The following is a 17,469-nucleotide window of genomic DNA, read 5'->3' on the forward strand; positions in this document are numbered from 1 at the left end:
GTTCCTCTTCAGTGAGGTGCCGCTTGATTTCTTTCCGTCGGTTTCTCTCCATACAACATGTCTGTCCTCTATCTCCAAAAGTTTTCTCACTCACTATGGCGACCGACTCCCTCGCGCGTGCTCCTCGTGGCCTATCGGCCACTCGGAGGCACGCGCCACCGCCACGTTCGTTTATAAGCGATTGTCACCGTCGCTCACGGGCTTTTAAAGATCGTATTGTTGCCGCCGGAATAACGGTAGCAACTGCTACGGATTTCGACAGAGCAAAAAACGAAACCGGGGGAACGCGAGCGTGCGTGTTCGAGGTGCGGTACGCGGGCCTCTGGAGAGTGAATTGTGACCTATCGGACGCTTACATCGCACCGCCCATGCCTCCCATGCCGCCCATGCCGCCGGCGGGGGCGCCGCCGTCGTCGTCGCCGCCGGTCGAGAGGTCGCCCGCGGAGATGATGTCGTCGATTTTCAGGACGAGGTTCGCGGCCTCGGCGGCGGAGGCGATCGCCTGCTCCTTCGCGTGGGCCGTCTCGACGACGCCGGCCTCGGTCGTGTTCTCGACCTCGCCGGAGAAGACGTTCAGCCCGGCCTCGGTGTCGCCGGCCTCGTGGGCCGCGCGGAGGTCGACGAGCAGGTCGATGGCGTCGAGCCCGGCGTTCTCGGCGAGCACGCGCGGGATCAGTTCGAGCGAGTCGGCGAACGCCTCGACGGCGAGCTGCTCGCGGCCGGAGACGGAGTCGGCGTGGTCGCGGAGCCGACGGGCGAGCTCGACCTCGACGGCGCCGCCGCCGGGGAGCGTGCGCCCGTCGGAGACGGTCGTCGAGACCACGTCGATGGCGTCCTGAATGCCGCGTTCGAGCTCGTCGACGACGTGCTCGGTGGTGCCGTACAGCAGGAGCGTGACGCCGTGGGCGTCCTCGCCCTCGACGTAGAACAGCTCCTCCTCGGTGTCGCGGGTGACCGAGCCGACCGCGAGGTCGTCGGCGGTGAGCGAATCGAGGTCGCTGACGATCGGCGCGCCGAGCACGTTCTTGAGGAAGGTCAGGTCGGACTTCTTCGTCCGGCGGACCGCGAGGACGCCCTCCTTCGCGAGGTAGTGCTGTGCGAGGTCGTCGATCCCCTTCTGACAGAAGACCACGTCGGCGCCCGACTCGACGATTTTGTCGACCTTCTCGCGGAGCTGCTCCTCCTCCTGATCGAGGAAGCGCTGGAGCTGGTCGGGCGACTCGACGTTGACGGCGGTGTCCACGTCGGCCTCCTCGACCTCGATCGGGTCGTTGAGGAGAAGCACGTCGGCCGCCTCGAAGTCGGTCGGCATGTCCTCGTGGACCGAGTCCTTATCGATGACGGCGCCCGAGAGCAGCCGGGACTGCCCGGCCGCGCGCCCGGTGCGCGTCTCGATGTTGAGGTTCGCCAGATCGACGACGTGCGAGCCGTCGTCGGCCTCGACGGTGACGCCCTGGATCGCGCGGACGACGAGGTCGGCGAGCACGTCCTTGTCGAGCTCCGCGCCCTTGCCGGTCATCGACGTCTCGGCGACGCTCTTCAGGGCCTCGGTGTCGTCGGGGTCGACCTCGGTGGCGACCTCGTCGACCTGCTCGCGGGCGTACTCGCTCGCGAGGTTAAAGCCCTTGATGACGGCCGTCGGGTGGATGTCCTGCTCGAGGAGGTCCTCGGCGGTCTTGAGGAGCTCGCCCGCGATGGCGACCGCACTCGTCGTACCGTCGCCGGCCTCGTCCTCTTGGGTCTCGGCGACTTCGACGATCATCTCGGCGGTCGGGTTGTCGATGTCCATCGTCTGCAGGATGGTGACGCCGTCGTTCGTGATGGTGACGTCGCCCGTCGAGTCGACGAGCATCTTGTCCATCCCCTTCGGTCCGAGCGTCGAGCGTACGGACTCGGCGACGCCGCGCGCCGCGGAGATGTTGTACTCCTGTGCGTCCTTGTCCTTGACGCGTTGGGCGTCGTCGCCCATGATGATCATCGGCTGACCTTGCTGCATTCGCTGGCTCATACACCGTTTGATTGATTGTGATTCTATATAAACGTGTCGTTGAATGGCGTTCGCTCGCGGCCGTCACGGTTCGCGAGATCGGCGGAAAAATCGCCGGACTACGCGCCCCTCGAACGACTCTCGTGCGTATCGTTACCACGCCACTTCATCGCGATCGTACGCCCTTATCTCGGGAGTTTATATGCGTTTCCGGGACGGTTGTCGATTCCGGAGGGGTCCCCGCACGGGACGTGTCAAGGCTCGCTGTTGGGCCGTCGCTCTCGGGGCGTCGATACGACTTACCGGACGGGAACGGAGAAGCGGGGTCGGCCGCGAGCGGTCACCGATCGAGCTCGTCGGTCTCTGTGAGGTACTCCGAGTCGACTTCGTCGATCGTCGGCTCCGGCGGCTCGTCGGCGGCGTCGAGCTCGCGTCGGTTGAGGTGACTTTCCAGCTGCCGGCGCTTGTTCCTCCCTTTCCGCTCGCGACCTGATTTCGTGTCTGGCATCGTCAACCGTGACAACACTACCCACACATATGAGTCTTGTGTCGGTGTGTGGGAACGTCCGTGGCGTGGCCGAACAGCGTCGCTACGCGGGGCTCCGGGTTCGTCGACGCCGGACTCGGTCGTCGCTCCGCTCCTCGCTCGTGGTCGGCGTCGACAGAGAACGCCAGGAGAGGGATTTGAACCTCAGTCGTTCCGCTCTCTCCGCTCGCTTCACTCCTTGGTTCAAATCTCCGTCTGTGTTCGTCGACGCCGGGCTCGCTCGTCGCTCCGCTCCTCGCTCGTAATCGGCGTCGACAAGAACGCCAGGAGAGGGATTTGAACCCCCGATCCCGCAAGGGAACACGCTTTCCAGGCGTGCGCCTTACCACTCGGCCATCCTGGCCCGGTCTGGGATAATCCGGTGGGACTGTTAAGTCCTTCTTTTCGCGTGGAGCCGGTGCTCGACCGCGTACGCGATCCCGCCGGACGCGACGGCGATCCCCCCCGCGATCGCGAACAGTCCGGCGTAGCCGAAGGGGGGGTCGCCGTCGAGGAGGAGATACCCCTGCGCGAGCACGAGGAACGCGAACCCGCCGACGAGCCCCCACAGGGCCGCGGACCGCGCCCTCGTCCGAGGGGTCGCCGGGACGCCGGACGGGTCTGTGGTCCCCTCGACGGCGTCGTCGGTCATCTACTCGACGACGGCGACGGCCTCGATCTCCACGCCGACGCCCTTCGGGAGCGCGCCGGCCTGCACGGCCGACCGGGCGGGCGGCGACTCCTCGAAGTAGCCCGCGTACGTCTCGTTCATCTCGTCGAAGTCGTCGATGTCGGCGAGGAAGACCGTCGTTTTGAGCACGTCTTCCGGCGCCGCGCCCGCCTCGTCGAGCACGGCAACGAGGTTGTCGAGGGCCTGTTCGGTCTGGACCGCGATCGGCGCGTCGTCGAGGAGGTCGCCGTCGGGGGTCAGCGGGATCTGGCCGGCGGTGAACGCGAGGTCGCCGTTCGTCGTCGCCTGACTGTACGCGCCGACCGCCGCGGGGGCCGCGTCGGTATGGACTGTCTCCTTCATACGCGTCCGCCTTCGACGGGCGTGCATAAAGTGACCGGGGAACGCGGTCGCTCCCCTCGCGCCACGCCTCTCGTCTCTCCCTCTCGCGGCGTCTCTCGTCTCTCCCTCTCGCGGCGTGTTCCCACCCCCACCGGTGCCCATATAACCTTCGCGTGCTAACACACGACATATGACGGGAGCAGAAATCGCCCCGCTCGTCGCGATCCTCGGCGCGGTGGCCCTGATCAACCTCGCGTTCGCGTGGCTGTTCACGCGCGCGGACCGCGATCCGTCCGACTTCCTCGGGTCGGCGCGCGAGGTGCCCGACGAGGCGAACGCCGATCCGGAGCCGTCCGGCGACGGAGCGACGGGCCTCACGGTGACCGCGGGGGAATCGGACCCGACGGGCGACCCGCCGCCGCTCGACGCCGACGGCGAGACGGTCGTCTGCCGGTACTGCGGCGCCAAGAACCGGACGGGCTACCGGTACTGCCGGTGGTGCGTCCGTTCCGGCTTCGCCGACGACGGTCCCGGCGGGACCGCGGGGACGACGGTGCCGAATCGGTCGCTTTGAGTCAGTCCGCGTCCACGCGGCAGCCGCCCGAGTAGTCGATCCCCTCGATCGTCTCGATGCCGTCCTCGCCGCAGACCGGACAGTCGGGGTTGCGCCGGTACGGCACGGACTCGAAGGTCATGTCCATCGCGTCGTAGAAGAGCACGCGCCCGGCGAGCGCCTCGCCCGCATCGAGCAGGAGCTTGATCGCCTCGGTCGCCTGAATGCATCCGACCGTGCCGGGAAGCACGCCGAGGACGCCCGTCGCCGCGCAGTCGGGCACCGTCCCCGGCTCGGGCGCCTCCGGGAACAGACACCGGTAGCAGGGGCCGTCCGGGACGAGCGTCGTCGCCTGCCCCTCGAACTTGTAGATGGCGCCGTGGACGACGGGGAGCCCCTCGATCCGGGCCGCGTCGTTGACGACGTATCGGGTGCGGAAGTTGTCCGCGCAGTCGACGACGAGGTCGTAGCCCGCGAGCAGGTCGCGGACGTTCCCCTCGGTGAGCCGCGTCTCGTGGGCCTTCACGTCGATGTCGGGGTTGAGCCGGTCGACGTACCGCGCCGCCGACTCGACCTTCGGCTCGCCCACGTCGGCGTCGCCGTGGACCACCTGTCGCTGGAGGTTCGAGCGCTCGACCACGTCGTCGTCGACGATCCCGAGGGTGCCGACGCCGGCGGCCGCGAGGTACTGGATGACCGGCGCGCCGAGCCCGCCCGCCCCGAGCACCAAAGCGCGCCCGTCGAGCAGGGCCTTCTGGCCCTCCGGGCCGACCTCGTCCATGATCACGTGTCTGGAGTACCGATCGAGCTGGTCGGCGCCGAGCGAGAGGCTCATGCGTCGATGTGGGGGGTGAGTCGGTATAATCGTGTTCCCGACCCGCTCGCGTTGGGGGACGCGCGGGCGTTCTTCCCGAACGACGAGGTCGACGATAAATAGTTGACCTCGGCCTAGCGACGAACACCGCCAAAGCCCCAGCCGCGACGACTCGCGCGGCTTGCTGCGCTCCTCGCTCGCGTTGCTCGCTGCGGTGCTTACTGCGCCGTGCTTCGTCCCTTCGGGAGACTTCGTCTCCCGTGCCCCCGCTCGCTTCGCTCGCGGGGATCACGGCTGCCCCTTTGAGTCCCACCCCGCACAGCACCGCCCCGCACCTCACGCCTCCCCAGCCTCGTCGGCCCCCCTCCGCTTCGCTTCGGGCGGCCGACTCCAGCGAGGGACCGACGGTCCCTCTGGCAGTCGGGCGAAGCCCGACGACCTCGCGCGCGCTGACTCGCGCCCGGTGGGCGCTCACAGGCGCGCGCCACCGCGGTAGTCAGTCGGACCGATCAACCCTATGCCCGCCGCCGATTCAATAGGCTTGAAGTACCCCTCCGGCAAAGCTTGCGGCATGCAGACGCTGCTTTTGAACGCCGACGACGTCGACGAGAACGCCCGCATGGACCGCGTCATCGACGCGGTTCGGGGCGCGTTCACGGCCTACGAGCGCGGCAACGCCAAGATGCCCGCGAAGTCGTACATCGACCTGCCGGAGTACAACGGTGACTTCCGCTCGATGCCCGCCTACCTCGACGTGCGCACCGAGGACACCGCCGAGGACGCGGGCTGGGACGCCGCCGGGATCAAGTGGGTGAACGTCCACACCGACAACCCCGCCGACCACGACCTCCCGACCGTGATGGGGACGATGATCTACTCCGACCCGGAGACGGCGTTCCCGCTGGCGGTCCTCGACGGCACGACGCTCACGATGAAGCGCACGGGCGCGGCGGCCGCGGTCGCCACCGACGAGCTGGCGGTCCCGGACGCGACCTCGCTGGGGATCGTCGGCGCGGGCGTCCAGTCGTACACCCAACTGGCGGCGATCGCGGCAGTCCGCGACATCAAGGAAGTCGTCGTGAGCGACCTCGACGAGGAGCGCGTCGCCGACTTCATCGCGTCCTTCGAAGACCGGTTCGAGGTCCGGCGGGGCTCTATTTCGGAGGCCGGCCACTGCGACGTGCTCTCGACGGTGACTCCCGTCGAGGAGCCGATCGTGGGTCCCGACGACGTGGGCGAGCACACGCACATCAACGCGATGGGCGCCGACGCGGCGGGCAAACACGAACTCGACGACGACCTCCTGTTGGACGCGGCGGTCGTCATCGACGACCACGAGCAGTGCACCCACTCCGGCGAGATCAACGTCCCCTACACCGCGGGGGTCCTGACCGACGACGACATCTACGGCGAGATCGGCGAGATCGTCGTCGGCAACCGTCCGGGCCGCACCGGAGCCGGGTTCGAGAGCGGCGGCGCGGAGGCGGGCGACGACAGTGACGATGGCGCTGATGCCGGCGTCGACGGCGTCACCGTCTTCGACTCCACCGGTCTCGCGATCCAAGACGTGGCGGCCGCCCGCGTCGTCTACGAGCAGGCCGACGACAACGACAACGGCTACCCGTTCGACCTCCTCGGGCTCGCGGAGTAGGTCGGTTCCGCTTTCCTTCTTTCCGCCCCCGCCCGACCGATTTTTGTCGCCCGTGCTCGTAGGGCGCCCGTGCAACTCGTCAGCGTCGCGGCGCTCGCGGAGAACCGGGCGATCGGCAGGGACGGCGAGGTGCCGTGGCCCCACATCGAGGCCGACGTCCGGCAGTACCGCGAGCGCGTCGCGGGCTCGCCGGTGATATTGGGCCGCCGCACCTTCGACTCGATGCGCGACGACCTCCCCGGCGCCCGTCAGATCGTCGTGAGCCGGAGCGTCGATTCGGTCGACGTTCCGACCGCGGTCGTCGCCGACGGCGTCGAGTCGGCGATCGCGCGCGCCGAGGATCTCGTCGACGGTCGCGGTGGCGGGAGCGACGACCGGGCCGACGGGGACGGGACCGACGGCGACGCCCCCGTCTACGTCCTCGGCGGCGGGGCGATCTACGAGCTGTTCCAGCCCCACCTCGGTCGGATGGTGCTCAGCCACGTCGCGGGGAGCTACGACGGCGACACGTTCTACCCGACGTGGGACCGCGACGAGTGGACCGTCGCCGCCGAGACCGAGTTCGACCGGTTCACGCTCCGGGAGTGGGTCCGACGCGGCGCCGCGTCGTGATCGGAAGCGATCGCCCGCCGTCTACCGGGCGTCCGTCCCCGCGCCCTCGGCGTACGACTGAAGCTGTAGCTCCGCGCTCTCCGTGAGCCTGTCGAGCGCCTCCGCGACCCCGTACTCCCGGGCCTCGACGGAGGCCTCGGCGACCAGCGTCCGGACGGTGTCGAACGGGCCGATCCGGGCGCCGGTCGTGGCCGCCGACTCCTCGGCGTCAAGCAGCTGGTCCATCGCCGTGCGGTAGCCCGGGTTCTCGTCGAACCAGCCGTCCCGCGTGAGCCGGTCGACAGCGCCCTCGTGGACCGGGAAGTACCCCGTCTCCCGGTGCCACCGCGCCTGCTGTTCCGGCGCGGCGAGCCAGCCGAGGAACGCGGCGGCCGCCCGCTGCTGCTCGGCGGACGCCCGGTCGGCGACCCACAGCGAGCCGCCGCCAACGACGACCCCGTGGCGCTCGTCGGCCACCGGGAAGTACCCGGTTCCGACCGGGAACGACGCGCCCTCGTGAACGTCCACCATCGCCGAGGTCGACCCGATCAGCATCCCGGCGCGCCCCTCGTGGAACGCCTCCCGGGCCTGCCCTCGGGCCTCGATCCCGGGATCGTGATACAGCCCGTCGGCCGCCATGTCGGCGATCCACTCGTACACCCGCTCGCCCGCCTCGGCGTCGAAGAACGCCTCCGTCGGCGTCCCCGCCCGTCCGTTGTCCGCGTCGACGAGCAGTTGGCCCGCCTCGGCGAACCACTGCTCGACGAACCACGAGTAGTTCGCGAACGTGATCCCGGTCTCGACGCCGCCGCGCTCGACCAGCCGCTCGGCGCAGCGCCGGACCTCGTCGAACGTCGCCGGAGGGTCGTCCGGGTCCAGCCCGGCGCGCTCGAAGGCGGCCCGGTCGTAGTAGAGCACGGGCGTCGACGCGTTGAAGGGGAGCGAGTGGAGCCGGCCGTCGGTCCGGTAGTAGTTCGCGACGGGATCGAGGAGGTCGTCGGGATCGAGCCGCGCCTCCGCGCCGAGTTCGCCGCCCACGCCGCCCCCGGTCCGGGCGGCGTCCGCGAGCAGGTCCTCCACCGGGGCGAACGCCCCGCTGTCGAGCGCGCGCTTGGTGCCGATCTCGTAGAGGTGCGCGATCGCCGGCGGGTCGCCCCGCTCGGCCGCCGCGAGGGTGGCGTCGAACACGCCCCGGTAGCTCCCCTTCGAGGAGGGCCGGATCGAGACGCCCTCGGTCGCCGCCTCGAACTCCTCGACGAGCTCGTCGAGCAGCCGCGCCTTGCGCCCCCCGAGCGCGTGCCAGAACTCGACGACCGCGTCGTCGTCGTCCGCGGCACCCCCGGCGAGGTCGTAGGCGTCGAGCCGGTCGTCGAGCGTTCCGGTCCGGTCGTTCAGCGTCGACGCGCCGGCGGCCACCTCCGTCAGCGACGTCTTCTGGGTGTGGGCGATCGTCGTCACCTCGGCGGCGTCCTCGGCGGTGTCGTCCGCGAGCCCGCCGACCGATTCGACCATGTCGACGGCCTCCTCGATCGCGGCCGCCTGGTCGTCGGTCGCGTCGCTGATCTCCTCGACCCCGCTCGTGGTCTCCTCGATGTCGTCGGTCAGGTCCGTGAACGCTTCGAGGGCGCTCTCGGCGGTGTCTATCCCCTCTCCGACGCGGTCACGCATGTCCGTGATCTCCGCGACGGTCGCGTCGGTCTCGTCGCGCACCGAGCCGATCGACGCCTCGATCTCGGCGGTCGCGTCGCGGGACTCCTCGGCGAGGCTCTTGACCTCCTCGGCGACGACCTCGAACCCGGCGCCGGCCTCCCCGGCCCGGGCGGCCTCGATCGAGGCGTTCAGCGCGAGGATGTTCGTCTCGTCGGCGATCTCCCGGATGAGGTCGGTGATGTCTTCGATCGCCGCGACCTCCGACTCCAGCTCCTCGACGCGGTCGAGCGCGGTCTCGGTCCGCTCGTCGACCACCTGTAGCTCCTCGATCGCCGCGGCGGCGGCGCCGTTCCCCTCGTCGGCGCGCTCGGCGACGTTCGCGGCCGTGGTCGCCACCTCCTCCGCCGACGCCGCGACCTGCTCCGTCGCCGCCGAGACGCTCTGCAGCTCTTGGGTCGCCTCCGCGATGTCGTCGCGCTGGCGGATCGCCGCCGTCTCGATCCCGTCGACCGCCGCGTACACGTCGTCGCTCTGCTCTTTCGCCCGCGCCACGTTCGACCGTACGTGCTCCGAGGCCCCCGCGACCTCGTCGCCGAACCCCTCGGCCGCGGACAGGGTCTCGGTGACCCCCTCGACGAACGCGTTGAGGTCGCTCGCGACCGCGGCCGCCTCTCCGCTCGCCTCCGCCGCCGGGAAGCGAGCCCCGAGGTCGCCGTCGGCGAGCCGCGCCGCGACCTCGCGGAACGCCCCGATCGGCGCGTCGCCGCCCGCAGTCGGCTCGGTCCGCGTCGTCCCCTCGTCCGCGGTCCGCGTCGCCTCCGCGTCGGAACCGTGGCCGTTCGACTCCGCTCCGTCCTCCCGGTGTGTCTCTGCTTCCCTCGGTCGATCTCCCGTGCCGTTGCGATCCATTTACCCTCCGTTTCACGCGAGGGTATATAACCGATCGACGCGAGTTATCGCTCTTAATAACGGATTCGAAGCCCGACGACCCGCCGGTGCGCCCGTGACAGGGGGTGGTCGACCGCCGGCGATTCGTCGGCGCGACCGCCGCCGTCGGCGCGACTGCCGGCTATTCGTCGGCGCGACCGCCGCCGTCGACGCGCGTCGCGAACCCGAACCGCGGCTTGGCGTCGTCGACCTCGACGGTCACGGTCTCGCCCACGTCGGCGCCGGAAACGAACAGCGAGTACCCCTCGACGTACGCGATCCCGTCGCCCTCGTCGCCGCGTTCCTCGATCGTCACCTCGATCCGATCGCCCGCCTCGACGGGGGCGGTGTTCAGCCCCCTGGCGACGAGGTACACCTCCGAGGAGGAGTCGCGGGAGGCCGGCGGCGAGACGGTCCGGAGGTACTGGAACTCCGCGCGAACGTCCTCGCGGAACGCGTCCAGGTCCTCGCCTTGGAACACCTTCACGACGAAGTCGCCTCCGGGCGCGAGCAGCTCCTCGGCCACGTCGAACGCCTGCCGCGCGAGGTGGACCGACCGGGCGTGATCGAGGGCGTACTCCCCGGTCATGTTCGGCGCCATGTCCGAGAGCACCGCGTCCGCGCCGCGCTCGCCGATCGCCTCCCGAAGGTAGTGCCGGGTGCGCTCCTCGGTCATGTCGCCGCGAATCGTCTCCACGTCGTGGTCTTCGAGGTCGTCGATGCGCTGGAGGTCGACGCCGACGACGGTCCCCGACTCCCCGACCGCCTCGGCGGCGACCTGCAGCCAGCCGCCGGGCGCGGCGCCGAGGTCGACGACGGTGTCGCCGCGCTCGAACAGGTCCGAGTCCTCGTCGATCTGCTTCAGCTTGTAGGAGGCGCGGCTCCGGTACCCCTGCTGTTTCGATCGGTTGTAGTACTCGTCTTTGCCGCTCATCCGTCTCTCCTCCCGTCTCGTGATGCGTTGTGCGCGGAAATCGCGGGCGAAACTGCGTTCATGACGGCGACTACGCCGCCGACGCGGAAAGGGACATCGGATGTGTGGCCCTCCCGCCCGCGGCCGACTCGGAAAGATTTACAAGTCTGGTTTTACTCGTACAAATCAGATTGCTAATGACGGCGAACACGGTTCACGATCGGCTGCGACTCGCGCGAGCGACGCTCACTCCGACACAGGTGTTGTCCGTCCTCCTCGCGGTGGCGGCGCTCGGCTTCGTGCTCGTGCTGTTTCAGGAGCCGACGGCACACGAGGCGATGCACAACTTCCGGCACGCGGCCGGCGTCGTCTGCCACTGAATGATCGCCGCCTACGTGGTGAACGGCGTCAAATCCGGGCTCGTCGCCGGACTCGTCTTCGGGCTGCTCGTGGCGCTCGTGGCGAACCCCCTCGTGGCGTTCGCCGAGGAGGGCGCGCATGTGGAACACGCGGGCGAAGCGGGCGACCACGAGCACGCCGGCGACCACGAGCACGCCGGCGACCACGAGCACGCCGGTCACTCCCACGCGGAGGGCGCGCTTCCAGCCTCCCTGACCGACGGCGTGAGCGTGCTCTCCGGCGTCCTCTGGGGCGTGTTCCTCGGCGTCGTCGCCTTCGGGATCGCCTTCTACTTCCTCGAACCGATCGTTCCGGGGTCCGGGGCGGCCCGGAGCTACGCGTTCGGCGCCGCGGGCTTCCTGACGGTCTCCGTCGCGCCGTGGCTCGCGTTCCCGCCCGCGCCGCCCGGCGTCGAGCGGGCGCTGGACCCGAACGCGGCGTCGCTCCTCTACGTCGGGCTCGTGGCGGCGGGCGCGGTCGCGTCCGCGAGCGGGATGTACGCGTACGACCGGCTCCGCGGGGACCACGGTCGTCCGCTCGCCGCGGCGGCGGGCGCTCTCCCCTGGGCGCTGCTCGTCGCGGTCGCGGTCGCCCTCGTCGGCGTTCCGAGCGTCGCGGTGCCGGCCGGGCTCCCGTCGGATCTGGCGCACGGGCTGGCCGGGCTCGTCGCCTTCGGACAGGCGCTCACGTGGCTGGTCATGGCCGGCGCCCACGCGCGGTTCCACGCGAGCGACGATCCGAATCGGAACGCGGGACCGACCGACCCTCCTCTCGCGGAGGAGGCGCCCGCGGGGAGCCCGTGAACGAGCGGAGCGAGGCGATTCGGGACGCCGGCTTCACCGACCACGTGTTGGTCTGCACGAACGCCCGCGACTCGGAGTGCGCCGCCTGTGCGGAGGGGGGCGCCTCCGAGACCCTCGACGCGGTGCGGGCGTGGCTCCGCGACCGCGACGTGTTCTGGTCGCGCGTTCATGTCGCCGAAACGGGCTGTCTCGGGCTCTGTGGCGCCGACGGCGCCGCGATCGCGGTCCACCCGCGCGGCCGGTGGTTCGCCGACGTGACGCCCGCGGACGTGCCGGCGCTCATGGCGGACGTGTTCGGCCCCGAGGCGACGGACCTCGGCCGCGGACCGGGCGTGACCGCGTCGGAGGCGGACTGAGCGCCCCGAGGCGCGAACGCAGCGTTCCGAGGCTCGGAACGCTACACAACGAAACTTTTCTTAGAACAATCACAATTGTTATTACGCGGGCTTCCTCTCGTGGAACCGATGCCTCGAACACCGTCGATACGGCTTCCCCACGACGCGAAGGCGGGACCGACGAAGTCCGAGATCCGGGCCGTGACCGTCTCTAAGTTGGGACTTACTCCGGAAGATCACTTTGTGGAGGTCGGCTCGTGCACCGGCGCGGTGACGATCGAAGCGGCGCGGCGGGCGGGCCGCGTCACCGCGCTCGAACGCAAGCCCGATCGGCTGGCGGTGACGCGGAAGAACCTCGCGGCGAACGACGTCGACGGCGCGGCGGTCGACCTCGTCGAGGCCGAGGCCCCCGACGGGCTCCCGGACGACGCGGACGCGCTGTTTCTCGGCGGGTCGCGGAACTTCGAGGCGGTGCTCGACCACGCGGTCGAAACGGAGGTCGACCGCGTCGTGATGAACGTCTCGCGGCTGGAGGTCGCCGGGCGGGCCGTCGAGGCGTTCCGCGACCGGGGGGTCCTCGACGAAGTCGTCCAGTTTCAGGCCAGTCACGGCTACGAGCTCGCCGGCGCCACGAGCTTCGACTCGGAGAATCCGGTGTACGTGATCACCGGCGGAGCCGGAGGCGACACCGACGAGGTCGACGCGGCCGACCCGGCCGACGCGACGACCGCAGGGGGTGACGCGTGACGCTGTACGGCGTCGGCCTCGGCCCCGGAGACGCCGACCTGATCACCCTTCGCGGGAAGCGGGTCCTGGAGTCGGCCGACACCGTCTACACGCCGGGGCGGCTCTCGCGCTCGGTCGCCGTCGAGCACGTCCCCGAGTCCCGGCTGGGCGACCTCGACTTCCCGATGACGCGCGACCCGGACGAGCTCCGTCGCGCGTGGCGGACGGCCGCCGACGCGGTCGCGCCCGTCGCCCGCGACGGCGACGCGGCGTTCGTCACCCTCGGCGACCCGAACGTCTACTCGACGTTCGGGCACCTCCGGCGGACCCTCGACGCGTTCCATCCGGACGTGACCGTCGAGACGGTGCCGGGCGTCTCGGCGACGACGGCGTTCACGACCGCCCTCGGCGTCGAGGTCGAGGCCGGCGCGGGGCTCGCGCTCCGTGAGGCCGACGCCGGGAAGTCGCCGACCGGGCCGGACCGGATGGTCCTGTTCAAGGTGACCGACGCGCCGGCGACCCACGAGGGGCTCGTCGAGGCCGGCTACGAGGTGACGTACGGGCGCCGCCTGTTCATGGAGCAGGGCGAGACCGTCGTCACCGACGACCCCGAGGCGATCGCCGAGCGCGACTACTACACGCTGGCGTACGCACGGCGCCCGGGCGCCGGCTCCTCGCCGGCGACCGCGGCGTTCGCGGAAGCGGGGGAGCCGGCCGACGACGCCGCCGGCGGGTCCGGGGTGAGCGACGCGTGACCGACGCGCTCCCGGACCCCGCGACCGAGGTGCTGGACGACCGCGAGGGGGTCCCGTTCGTCGGCGCGGGCCCCGGCGATCCCGGACTGCTGACGGTGCGCGCGCGGGCGCTGCTGGCCGACGCCGACCTCGTCGTTCATGCGGGATCGCTGGTGAACAGCGAGCTGCTCGACGCCTTCTGTGACCACGCCGAGCAGGTGAACTCCGTCGGGAAGGACCTGGAGGAGCTGGTCCCGTTGATGCGGGACGCCCACGAGGCGGGCCGAACCGTCGTTCGGCTCCACTCCGGCGACCCGTCGATCTACGGCGCGGCGTTGGAGCAGATGGACGCGCTGGAGTCCGAGGGGGTCCCGACGTACTTCGTCCCGGGCGTCACCTCGGCGTTCGCCGCGAGCGCGACGCTGGACACCCAGCTCACGCTCAACGAGGTCGCGAACCACGTCGCGTTCACCCGCCCGCAGGGGAAGACCCTGAGTCCGGAGGAGGACCACATCTCCGAGTTCGTGCGGATGGGCGACGTGACGACCTGCATCTACCTCGGCACCCACGCGGTCCGCGAGACGATGGACCGCCTGCTCGACGACGGCGTCGATCCCGACACGCCCGTCGCGGTGGTGTATCACGCCTCGTGGCCCGACGAGGACGTGATAAGCGGGACGGTCGCCGACATCGCCGACGCGGTCGAGGAGGCCGGCTACCGCGCCTCCGCGCTCGTGGTCGTCGGCGAGGCGGTCACCGGTGGCGGCTACGAGCGCTCCTACCTCTACGGCGATTGGGCCAATGGCGGGAGCGAGGGCGAGGGCGAGGGCGAGCGAGACCTCGATTCGAGCGGGGAACGAAGTGACCCGCGAGATGGGAGCGAGGGCGAGGGCGAGCGAGACGCGGACGACGCCGACGCGATCACGGAGGGATCTACGAAATGAGCACGGACGACGACACGGCGAACGCATCGGGCGGCACGAACGGATCGGATGACGGCGACGCCGACGGCGACTCCGACAGCGACTCCGGCGGCGGGCATTGTTCGACGCCGGATTCCGACGGCGAGGTGGCCGAGACGCTCGGAATCGTCACCTTCGAGCGCAAGCGCGAGACCGCCGAGGAGATCGAGGCGGGGCTCGCCGACCGGTACGACCGGATCGACCTGCTGGAGTACCACGGCGGCGTGTTCGCGGAGCACTGGGGCGAGTACGACGTGTTCTGTGGGCTGATGGCCAGCGGCATCGCGATGCGCAAGACCGCGCCGCTGCTCGACGACAAGTGGGACGACCCGGCGGTGGTCGTCGTCGACGAGGCGCTGACGTGGGCCATCCCGCTCACGGGCGGTCACCACGGCGCGAACCAGGTGGCCGAGGACCTCGCCTCGCTGGGCGCGGTGCCGGCGATGACGACCGCCAGCGAGGCGGCGGGCAAGCAAGGCGTCGAGGAGCGCGCGAAGGCGCTCGACGCCCACGTCGTCAACGGCGACTCGACGGTCGCGACGAACCTCGCCGTCCTCGACGACGAGCTCGGCCCCGTCGCCCGGCTTGACGGCCCGCGGGCGGTCCTCGCCGGCGACGACGTGACCGTGCTGAAGCGGAACGGCGATCCCGGCAAGGGCGTCGTCCTCGGGACCGGCAGCGTCTCGGGCGCGACCGCCGAGCAGTTCGAGGCCGCGTGGGAGCGCGCGCTCGCCGAGGCCGACGCCGAGTGGGGGGACGTGGAGTACGTCGCCACCGGCACCCGCAAGGAGGAGGAGCCGGGGCTGCTGGAGGCGGCCGAGGCGCGCGGCCTCGGGGTCGTGAGCTTCGAGAAGGAGACGCTGGAAGCGCACGAGGGGCCGACGCCGTCGCGCTCGAAGGAGCTGATCGGCTGGCCCGGCGTCTCCGAGGCGTCGGCCATCGCCGGCGGCCGCGACCACGAACTCGTCGTCGAGAAGATCGGCCACGAGAACAGCGTCACCGTGGCGGTGGGGCGATGAGCGGCGGGACGGGCGACGGGTCGTCACCTGATCGGGCGCCGCTCCCCGACTCGCGCGCGGCCGCCGGCGGCGACCCCGACGGCGAGGTGCCCGAGGGCTACGGGGCGCTGTACGTCGTCGGCATCGGCCCGGGGCTCCCGGACGAGCTGACGGAGCGCGCCCGGCGCGTCGTCGAGGAGGCCGACTGCGTGATCGCATCGAACCTGTATCAGGCGTTCCTCCGCGAGAACGGGACGCTCCCGCCCGAAGACGAGCAGGAGGACGCGGAGCAGGAGCTGGTTCGGTCGTCGATGGGGAAGCAGGTCGAACTGGCCCGCGAGGCGTTCGAGCGCGTCCGCGACGGACAGGACGTGGCGCACGTCTCCGGCGGCGACCCGAACGTGTACGGCAAATCTGACCTGCTGTTCACGATGGCCGAGGCGGAGGCGGCGACCGACGTACCGATCGAGATCGTTCCCGGCGTCACGGCGGGGCTGAGCCTCGCGGCGACGCTCGGCGCGCCGCTGTCGAACGACTTCTGTACGGTCTCGCTGTCGGACAAGTGGCGCGGCTGGGCGGAGATCGAGGAGAAGCTCCACGCCGCGGCGGTCGCCGACTTCGTGATCGTCCTGTACAACTGCTGGCGCGACTACGAGCGCGCGATCGAGGCGATACGCGAGGCGCGTCACGACGACGTGCCCGTCGCCATCGTCAACGACGCCGGCCGGGGCGACGCCGGCCGCAACGTCGACGGGGAGACGTACACCCTGACGACGCTCGGCGAGGCGACCGACCACGACGAGGAGGTCGGCGGCATGGGCACGTCGATCCTCGTCGGCACCCACGAGACCGAGGTCTGGCGCAACGACTACCGACCGTACCTCGTCACCCCGCGCGGCGGGCGTGACGTGGAGGACTTCTGAGGACACACCACACAATGAGCGACGCATGCGGCGGCACGACTGACGAGACGGACAGCACGGAGACCGAGACGGAAACGACGACCTGCGGCGCGTCGGCGGACGCGACGGGCGCCGACTCCGCGAGCGCCTGCGGCGGCGCCTCCGACGACACGAAAGAGAAGGTGGAGGCGACCGTCGACGACTTCGACGCCGACCCCGGCCGGCTGGTCGCCGTCGGGCTCGGCCCCGGCCACGCGGAGGGCATGACCGCGCGGGCGAAGTCGTCGCTGGCGGACGCCGACCACATCGTCGGCTACACCACCTACATCGACCTCATTCCCGACGAGATCACCGAGGAGGCGGACGAGCTGTACGACACGCCGATGTGCGGGGAGGTGTCCCGCACCGAGGAGGCGATCGACCGCGCGCTCGCCGGCAACGACGTGGCGATCGTCGGCTCCGGCGACCCGAACGTGTACGCGCTGGCGGGGCTGGCGCTGGAGATACTGGAGTCGAAGGGCGCGACCGCCTCGGCGGTCGACTTCGAGGTCGTCCCCGGCGTCCCCGCGGCGCAGTCGTGCGGCGCGCGGCTGGGCGCGCCGCTGGTGAACGACTCCGTGTCGGTGTCGCTCTCGGATCACCTCACCCCGATGGACGAGATCGAATCGCGGCTCCACGCCGTCGCCGGCGAGGGGTTCACGATCACCGTCTACAACCCGTGGAGCCGCAAGCGCCGAGAGAACTGGGAGACGGCCTGTGAGATCCTCCGCGAACACCGCGCAGACGACACCCCGGTCGGCATCGTCCACGGCGCCGGCCGCGACGACGAGGAGATCGAGATCACCACGCTCGGCGAGCTGGAGTCGTACGGCGAGACCGACCTCGTGGACATGACGACGACCGTCGTCGTCGGTAACGAGGAGACGTACGTGTGGGACGGCCGGATGGTCACGCCGCGCGGCTACGAGACGAAGTACGACTACTGA

The 17,469-nt window shown here is 70.5% G+C and carries 19 protein-coding genes, 1 tRNA gene and 1 pseudogene; 13 read left to right on the top strand and 8 right to left on the bottom strand.

Translation table 11 applies throughout. The features are described from left to right. Positions 1 to 352 precede the first annotated feature (352 nt). The 5 genes from thsB to ESO89_RS02485 all read right to left on the bottom strand — a co-directional run bounded on the left by thsB (position 353) and on the right by ESO89_RS02485 (position 3,546). Positions 353 to 1,996: a thermosome subunit beta gene (gene thsB / locus ESO89_RS02470; RefSeq protein ID WP_128904370.1), complete on the bottom strand. Its 1,644-nt coding sequence runs from the start codon at positions 1,994 to 1,996 to the stop codon at positions 353 to 355. A 331-nt stretch (positions 1,997 to 2,327) separates the two neighbouring features. Continuing rightward, positions 2,328 to 2,495 carry a hypothetical protein gene (locus tag ESO89_RS18380; protein ID WP_164932734.1) on the bottom strand — a complete coding sequence of 56 codons (168 nt, stop codon included), beginning with the start codon at positions 2,493 to 2,495 and terminating at the stop codon, positions 2,328 to 2,330. Positions 2,496 to 2,795: 300 nt separating this feature from the next. Continuing rightward, positions 2,796 to 2,877: transfer RNA gene (locus tag ESO89_RS02475), tRNA-Ser, on the bottom strand. Positions 2,878 to 2,904: 27 nt separating this feature from the next. Further along, the gene (locus ESO89_RS02480; RefSeq protein WP_128904107.1) at positions 2,905 to 3,165 is read right to left on the bottom strand and encodes a hypothetical protein; all 261 of its coding nucleotides are present in this window, start codon (positions 3,163 to 3,165) and stop codon (positions 2,905 to 2,907) included. Beyond that, positions 3,166 to 3,546 carry a Rid family detoxifying hydrolase gene (locus ESO89_RS02485; RefSeq protein WP_128904108.1) on the bottom strand — a complete coding sequence of 127 codons (381 nt, stop codon included), beginning with the start codon at positions 3,544 to 3,546 and terminating at the stop codon, positions 3,166 to 3,168. It lies immediately after the preceding gene. A gap of 169 nt (positions 3,547 to 3,715) precedes the next feature. On the opposite strand from ESO89_RS02485, the gene ESO89_RS02490 reads away from it, so the two are divergent. Then, positions 3,716 to 4,099 carry a DUF7577 domain-containing protein gene (locus ESO89_RS02490; protein WP_128904109.1) on the top strand — a complete coding sequence of 128 codons (384 nt, stop codon included), beginning with the start codon at positions 3,716 to 3,718 and terminating at the stop codon, positions 4,097 to 4,099. A 1-nt stretch (position 4,100) separates the two neighbouring features. Here ESO89_RS02490 and ubaA read toward each other — a convergent pair whose 3' ends face one another. Further along, entirely contained in the window at positions 4,101 to 4,913 is an 813-nt protein-coding gene (ubaA, locus tag ESO89_RS02495) for an SAMP-activating enzyme E1 (protein ID WP_128904110.1), read from the bottom strand. A 550-nt stretch (positions 4,914 to 5,463) separates the two neighbouring features. On the opposite strand from ubaA, the gene ESO89_RS02500 reads away from it, so the two are divergent. Continuing rightward, positions 5,464 to 6,543: an ornithine cyclodeaminase family protein gene (locus ESO89_RS02500; protein WP_128904111.1), complete on the top strand. Its 1,080-nt coding sequence runs from the start codon at positions 5,464 to 5,466 to the stop codon at positions 6,541 to 6,543. A gap of 69 nt (positions 6,544 to 6,612) precedes the next feature. Then, a complete protein-coding gene (locus ESO89_RS02505; protein WP_128904112.1) occupies positions 6,613 to 7,155 on the top strand; it encodes a dihydrofolate reductase in 543 nt (180 codons plus the stop codon). Between the two features lie 21 nt (positions 7,156 to 7,176). Here the strand turns inward: ESO89_RS02505 and ESO89_RS02510 are convergent, their stop codons facing one another. Then, positions 7,177 to 9,693 (bottom strand): methyl-accepting chemotaxis protein, encoded by a 2,517-nt coding sequence (locus ESO89_RS02510; RefSeq protein WP_128904113.1) that lies wholly within the window; start codon positions 9,691 to 9,693, stop codon positions 7,177 to 7,179. Between the two features lie 104 nt (positions 9,694 to 9,797). On the opposite strand from ESO89_RS02510, the pseudogene ESO89_RS19330 reads away from it, so the two are divergent. Beyond that, a pseudogene (locus tag ESO89_RS19330) lies at positions 9,798 to 9,845 on the top strand (hypothetical protein); the annotation flags it as partial. Positions 9,846 to 9,853: 8 nt separating this feature from the next. On the opposite strand, the gene ESO89_RS02520 reads toward ESO89_RS19330, so the two are convergent. Further along, on the bottom strand, positions 9,854 to 10,645 hold the full coding sequence (locus ESO89_RS02520; protein WP_128904114.1) for a 23S rRNA (uridine(2552)-2'-O)-methyltransferase: 792 nt from the start codon (positions 10,643 to 10,645) through the stop codon (positions 9,854 to 9,856). A 176-nt stretch (positions 10,646 to 10,821) separates the two neighbouring features. Between ESO89_RS02520 and ESO89_RS02525 the strand changes: the two genes are divergently transcribed. The 9 genes from ESO89_RS02525 (at position 10,822) to cobJ (ending at position 17,469) form a co-directional block, all read left to right on the top strand. After that, a complete protein-coding gene (locus tag ESO89_RS02525) occupies positions 10,822 to 11,004 on the top strand; it encodes a CbtB domain-containing protein (RefSeq protein ID WP_128904115.1) in 183 nt (60 codons plus the stop codon). Further along, positions 11,005 to 11,826, top strand: coding sequence for a CbtA family protein (locus ESO89_RS02530; protein WP_128904116.1), 822 nt, complete (start codon positions 11,005 to 11,007; stop codon positions 11,824 to 11,826). After that, the gene (locus ESO89_RS02535; RefSeq protein ID WP_128904117.1) at positions 11,823 to 12,182 is read left to right on the top strand and encodes a (2Fe-2S) ferredoxin domain-containing protein; all 360 of its coding nucleotides are present in this window, start codon (positions 11,823 to 11,825) and stop codon (positions 12,180 to 12,182) included. The genes ESO89_RS02530 and ESO89_RS02535 overlap by 4 nt, the downstream gene beginning before the upstream one ends. 108 nt (positions 12,183 to 12,290) lie before the next feature. Then, positions 12,291 to 12,908, top strand: coding sequence for a precorrin-6Y C5,15-methyltransferase (decarboxylating) subunit CbiT (gene cbiT, locus ESO89_RS02540; protein ID WP_128904118.1), 618 nt, complete (start codon positions 12,291 to 12,293; stop codon positions 12,906 to 12,908). Beyond that, complete coding sequence (locus ESO89_RS02545) at positions 12,905 to 13,642, top strand: cobalt-factor II C(20)-methyltransferase (protein ID WP_128904119.1); 738 nt, start codon at positions 12,905 to 12,907, stop codon at positions 13,640 to 13,642. The genes cbiT and ESO89_RS02545 overlap by 4 nt, the downstream gene beginning before the upstream one ends. Continuing rightward, positions 13,639 to 14,565 carry a cobalt-precorrin-4/precorrin-4 C(11)-methyltransferase gene (locus ESO89_RS02550; protein ID WP_128904120.1) on the top strand — a complete coding sequence of 309 codons (927 nt, stop codon included), beginning with the start codon at positions 13,639 to 13,641 and terminating at the stop codon, positions 14,563 to 14,565. The genes ESO89_RS02545 and ESO89_RS02550 overlap by 4 nt, the downstream gene beginning before the upstream one ends. Next, entirely contained in the window at positions 14,562 to 15,602 is a 1,041-nt protein-coding gene (gene cbiG / locus ESO89_RS02555; protein ID WP_128904121.1) for a cobalt-precorrin 5A hydrolase, read from the top strand. The genes ESO89_RS02550 and cbiG overlap by 4 nt, the downstream gene beginning before the upstream one ends. Continuing rightward, on the top strand, positions 15,599 to 16,504 hold the full coding sequence (locus ESO89_RS02560) for a precorrin-3B C(17)-methyltransferase (RefSeq protein ID WP_128904122.1): 906 nt from the start codon (positions 15,599 to 15,601) through the stop codon (positions 16,502 to 16,504). Before cbiG ends, ESO89_RS02560 begins: the two co-directional genes overlap by 4 nt. Positions 16,505 to 16,518: 14 nt before the next feature. Continuing rightward, entirely contained in the window at positions 16,519 to 17,469 is a 951-nt protein-coding gene (gene cobJ / locus ESO89_RS02565) for a precorrin-3B C(17)-methyltransferase (RefSeq protein ID WP_128904123.1), read from the top strand.

The sequence above is a fragment of the Halorubrum amylolyticum genome, from assembly GCF_004114995.1.
In the GTDB taxonomy this organism is placed as follows: Archaea; Halobacteriota; Halobacteria; order Halobacteriales; family Haloferacaceae; genus Halorubrum; species Halorubrum amylolyticum.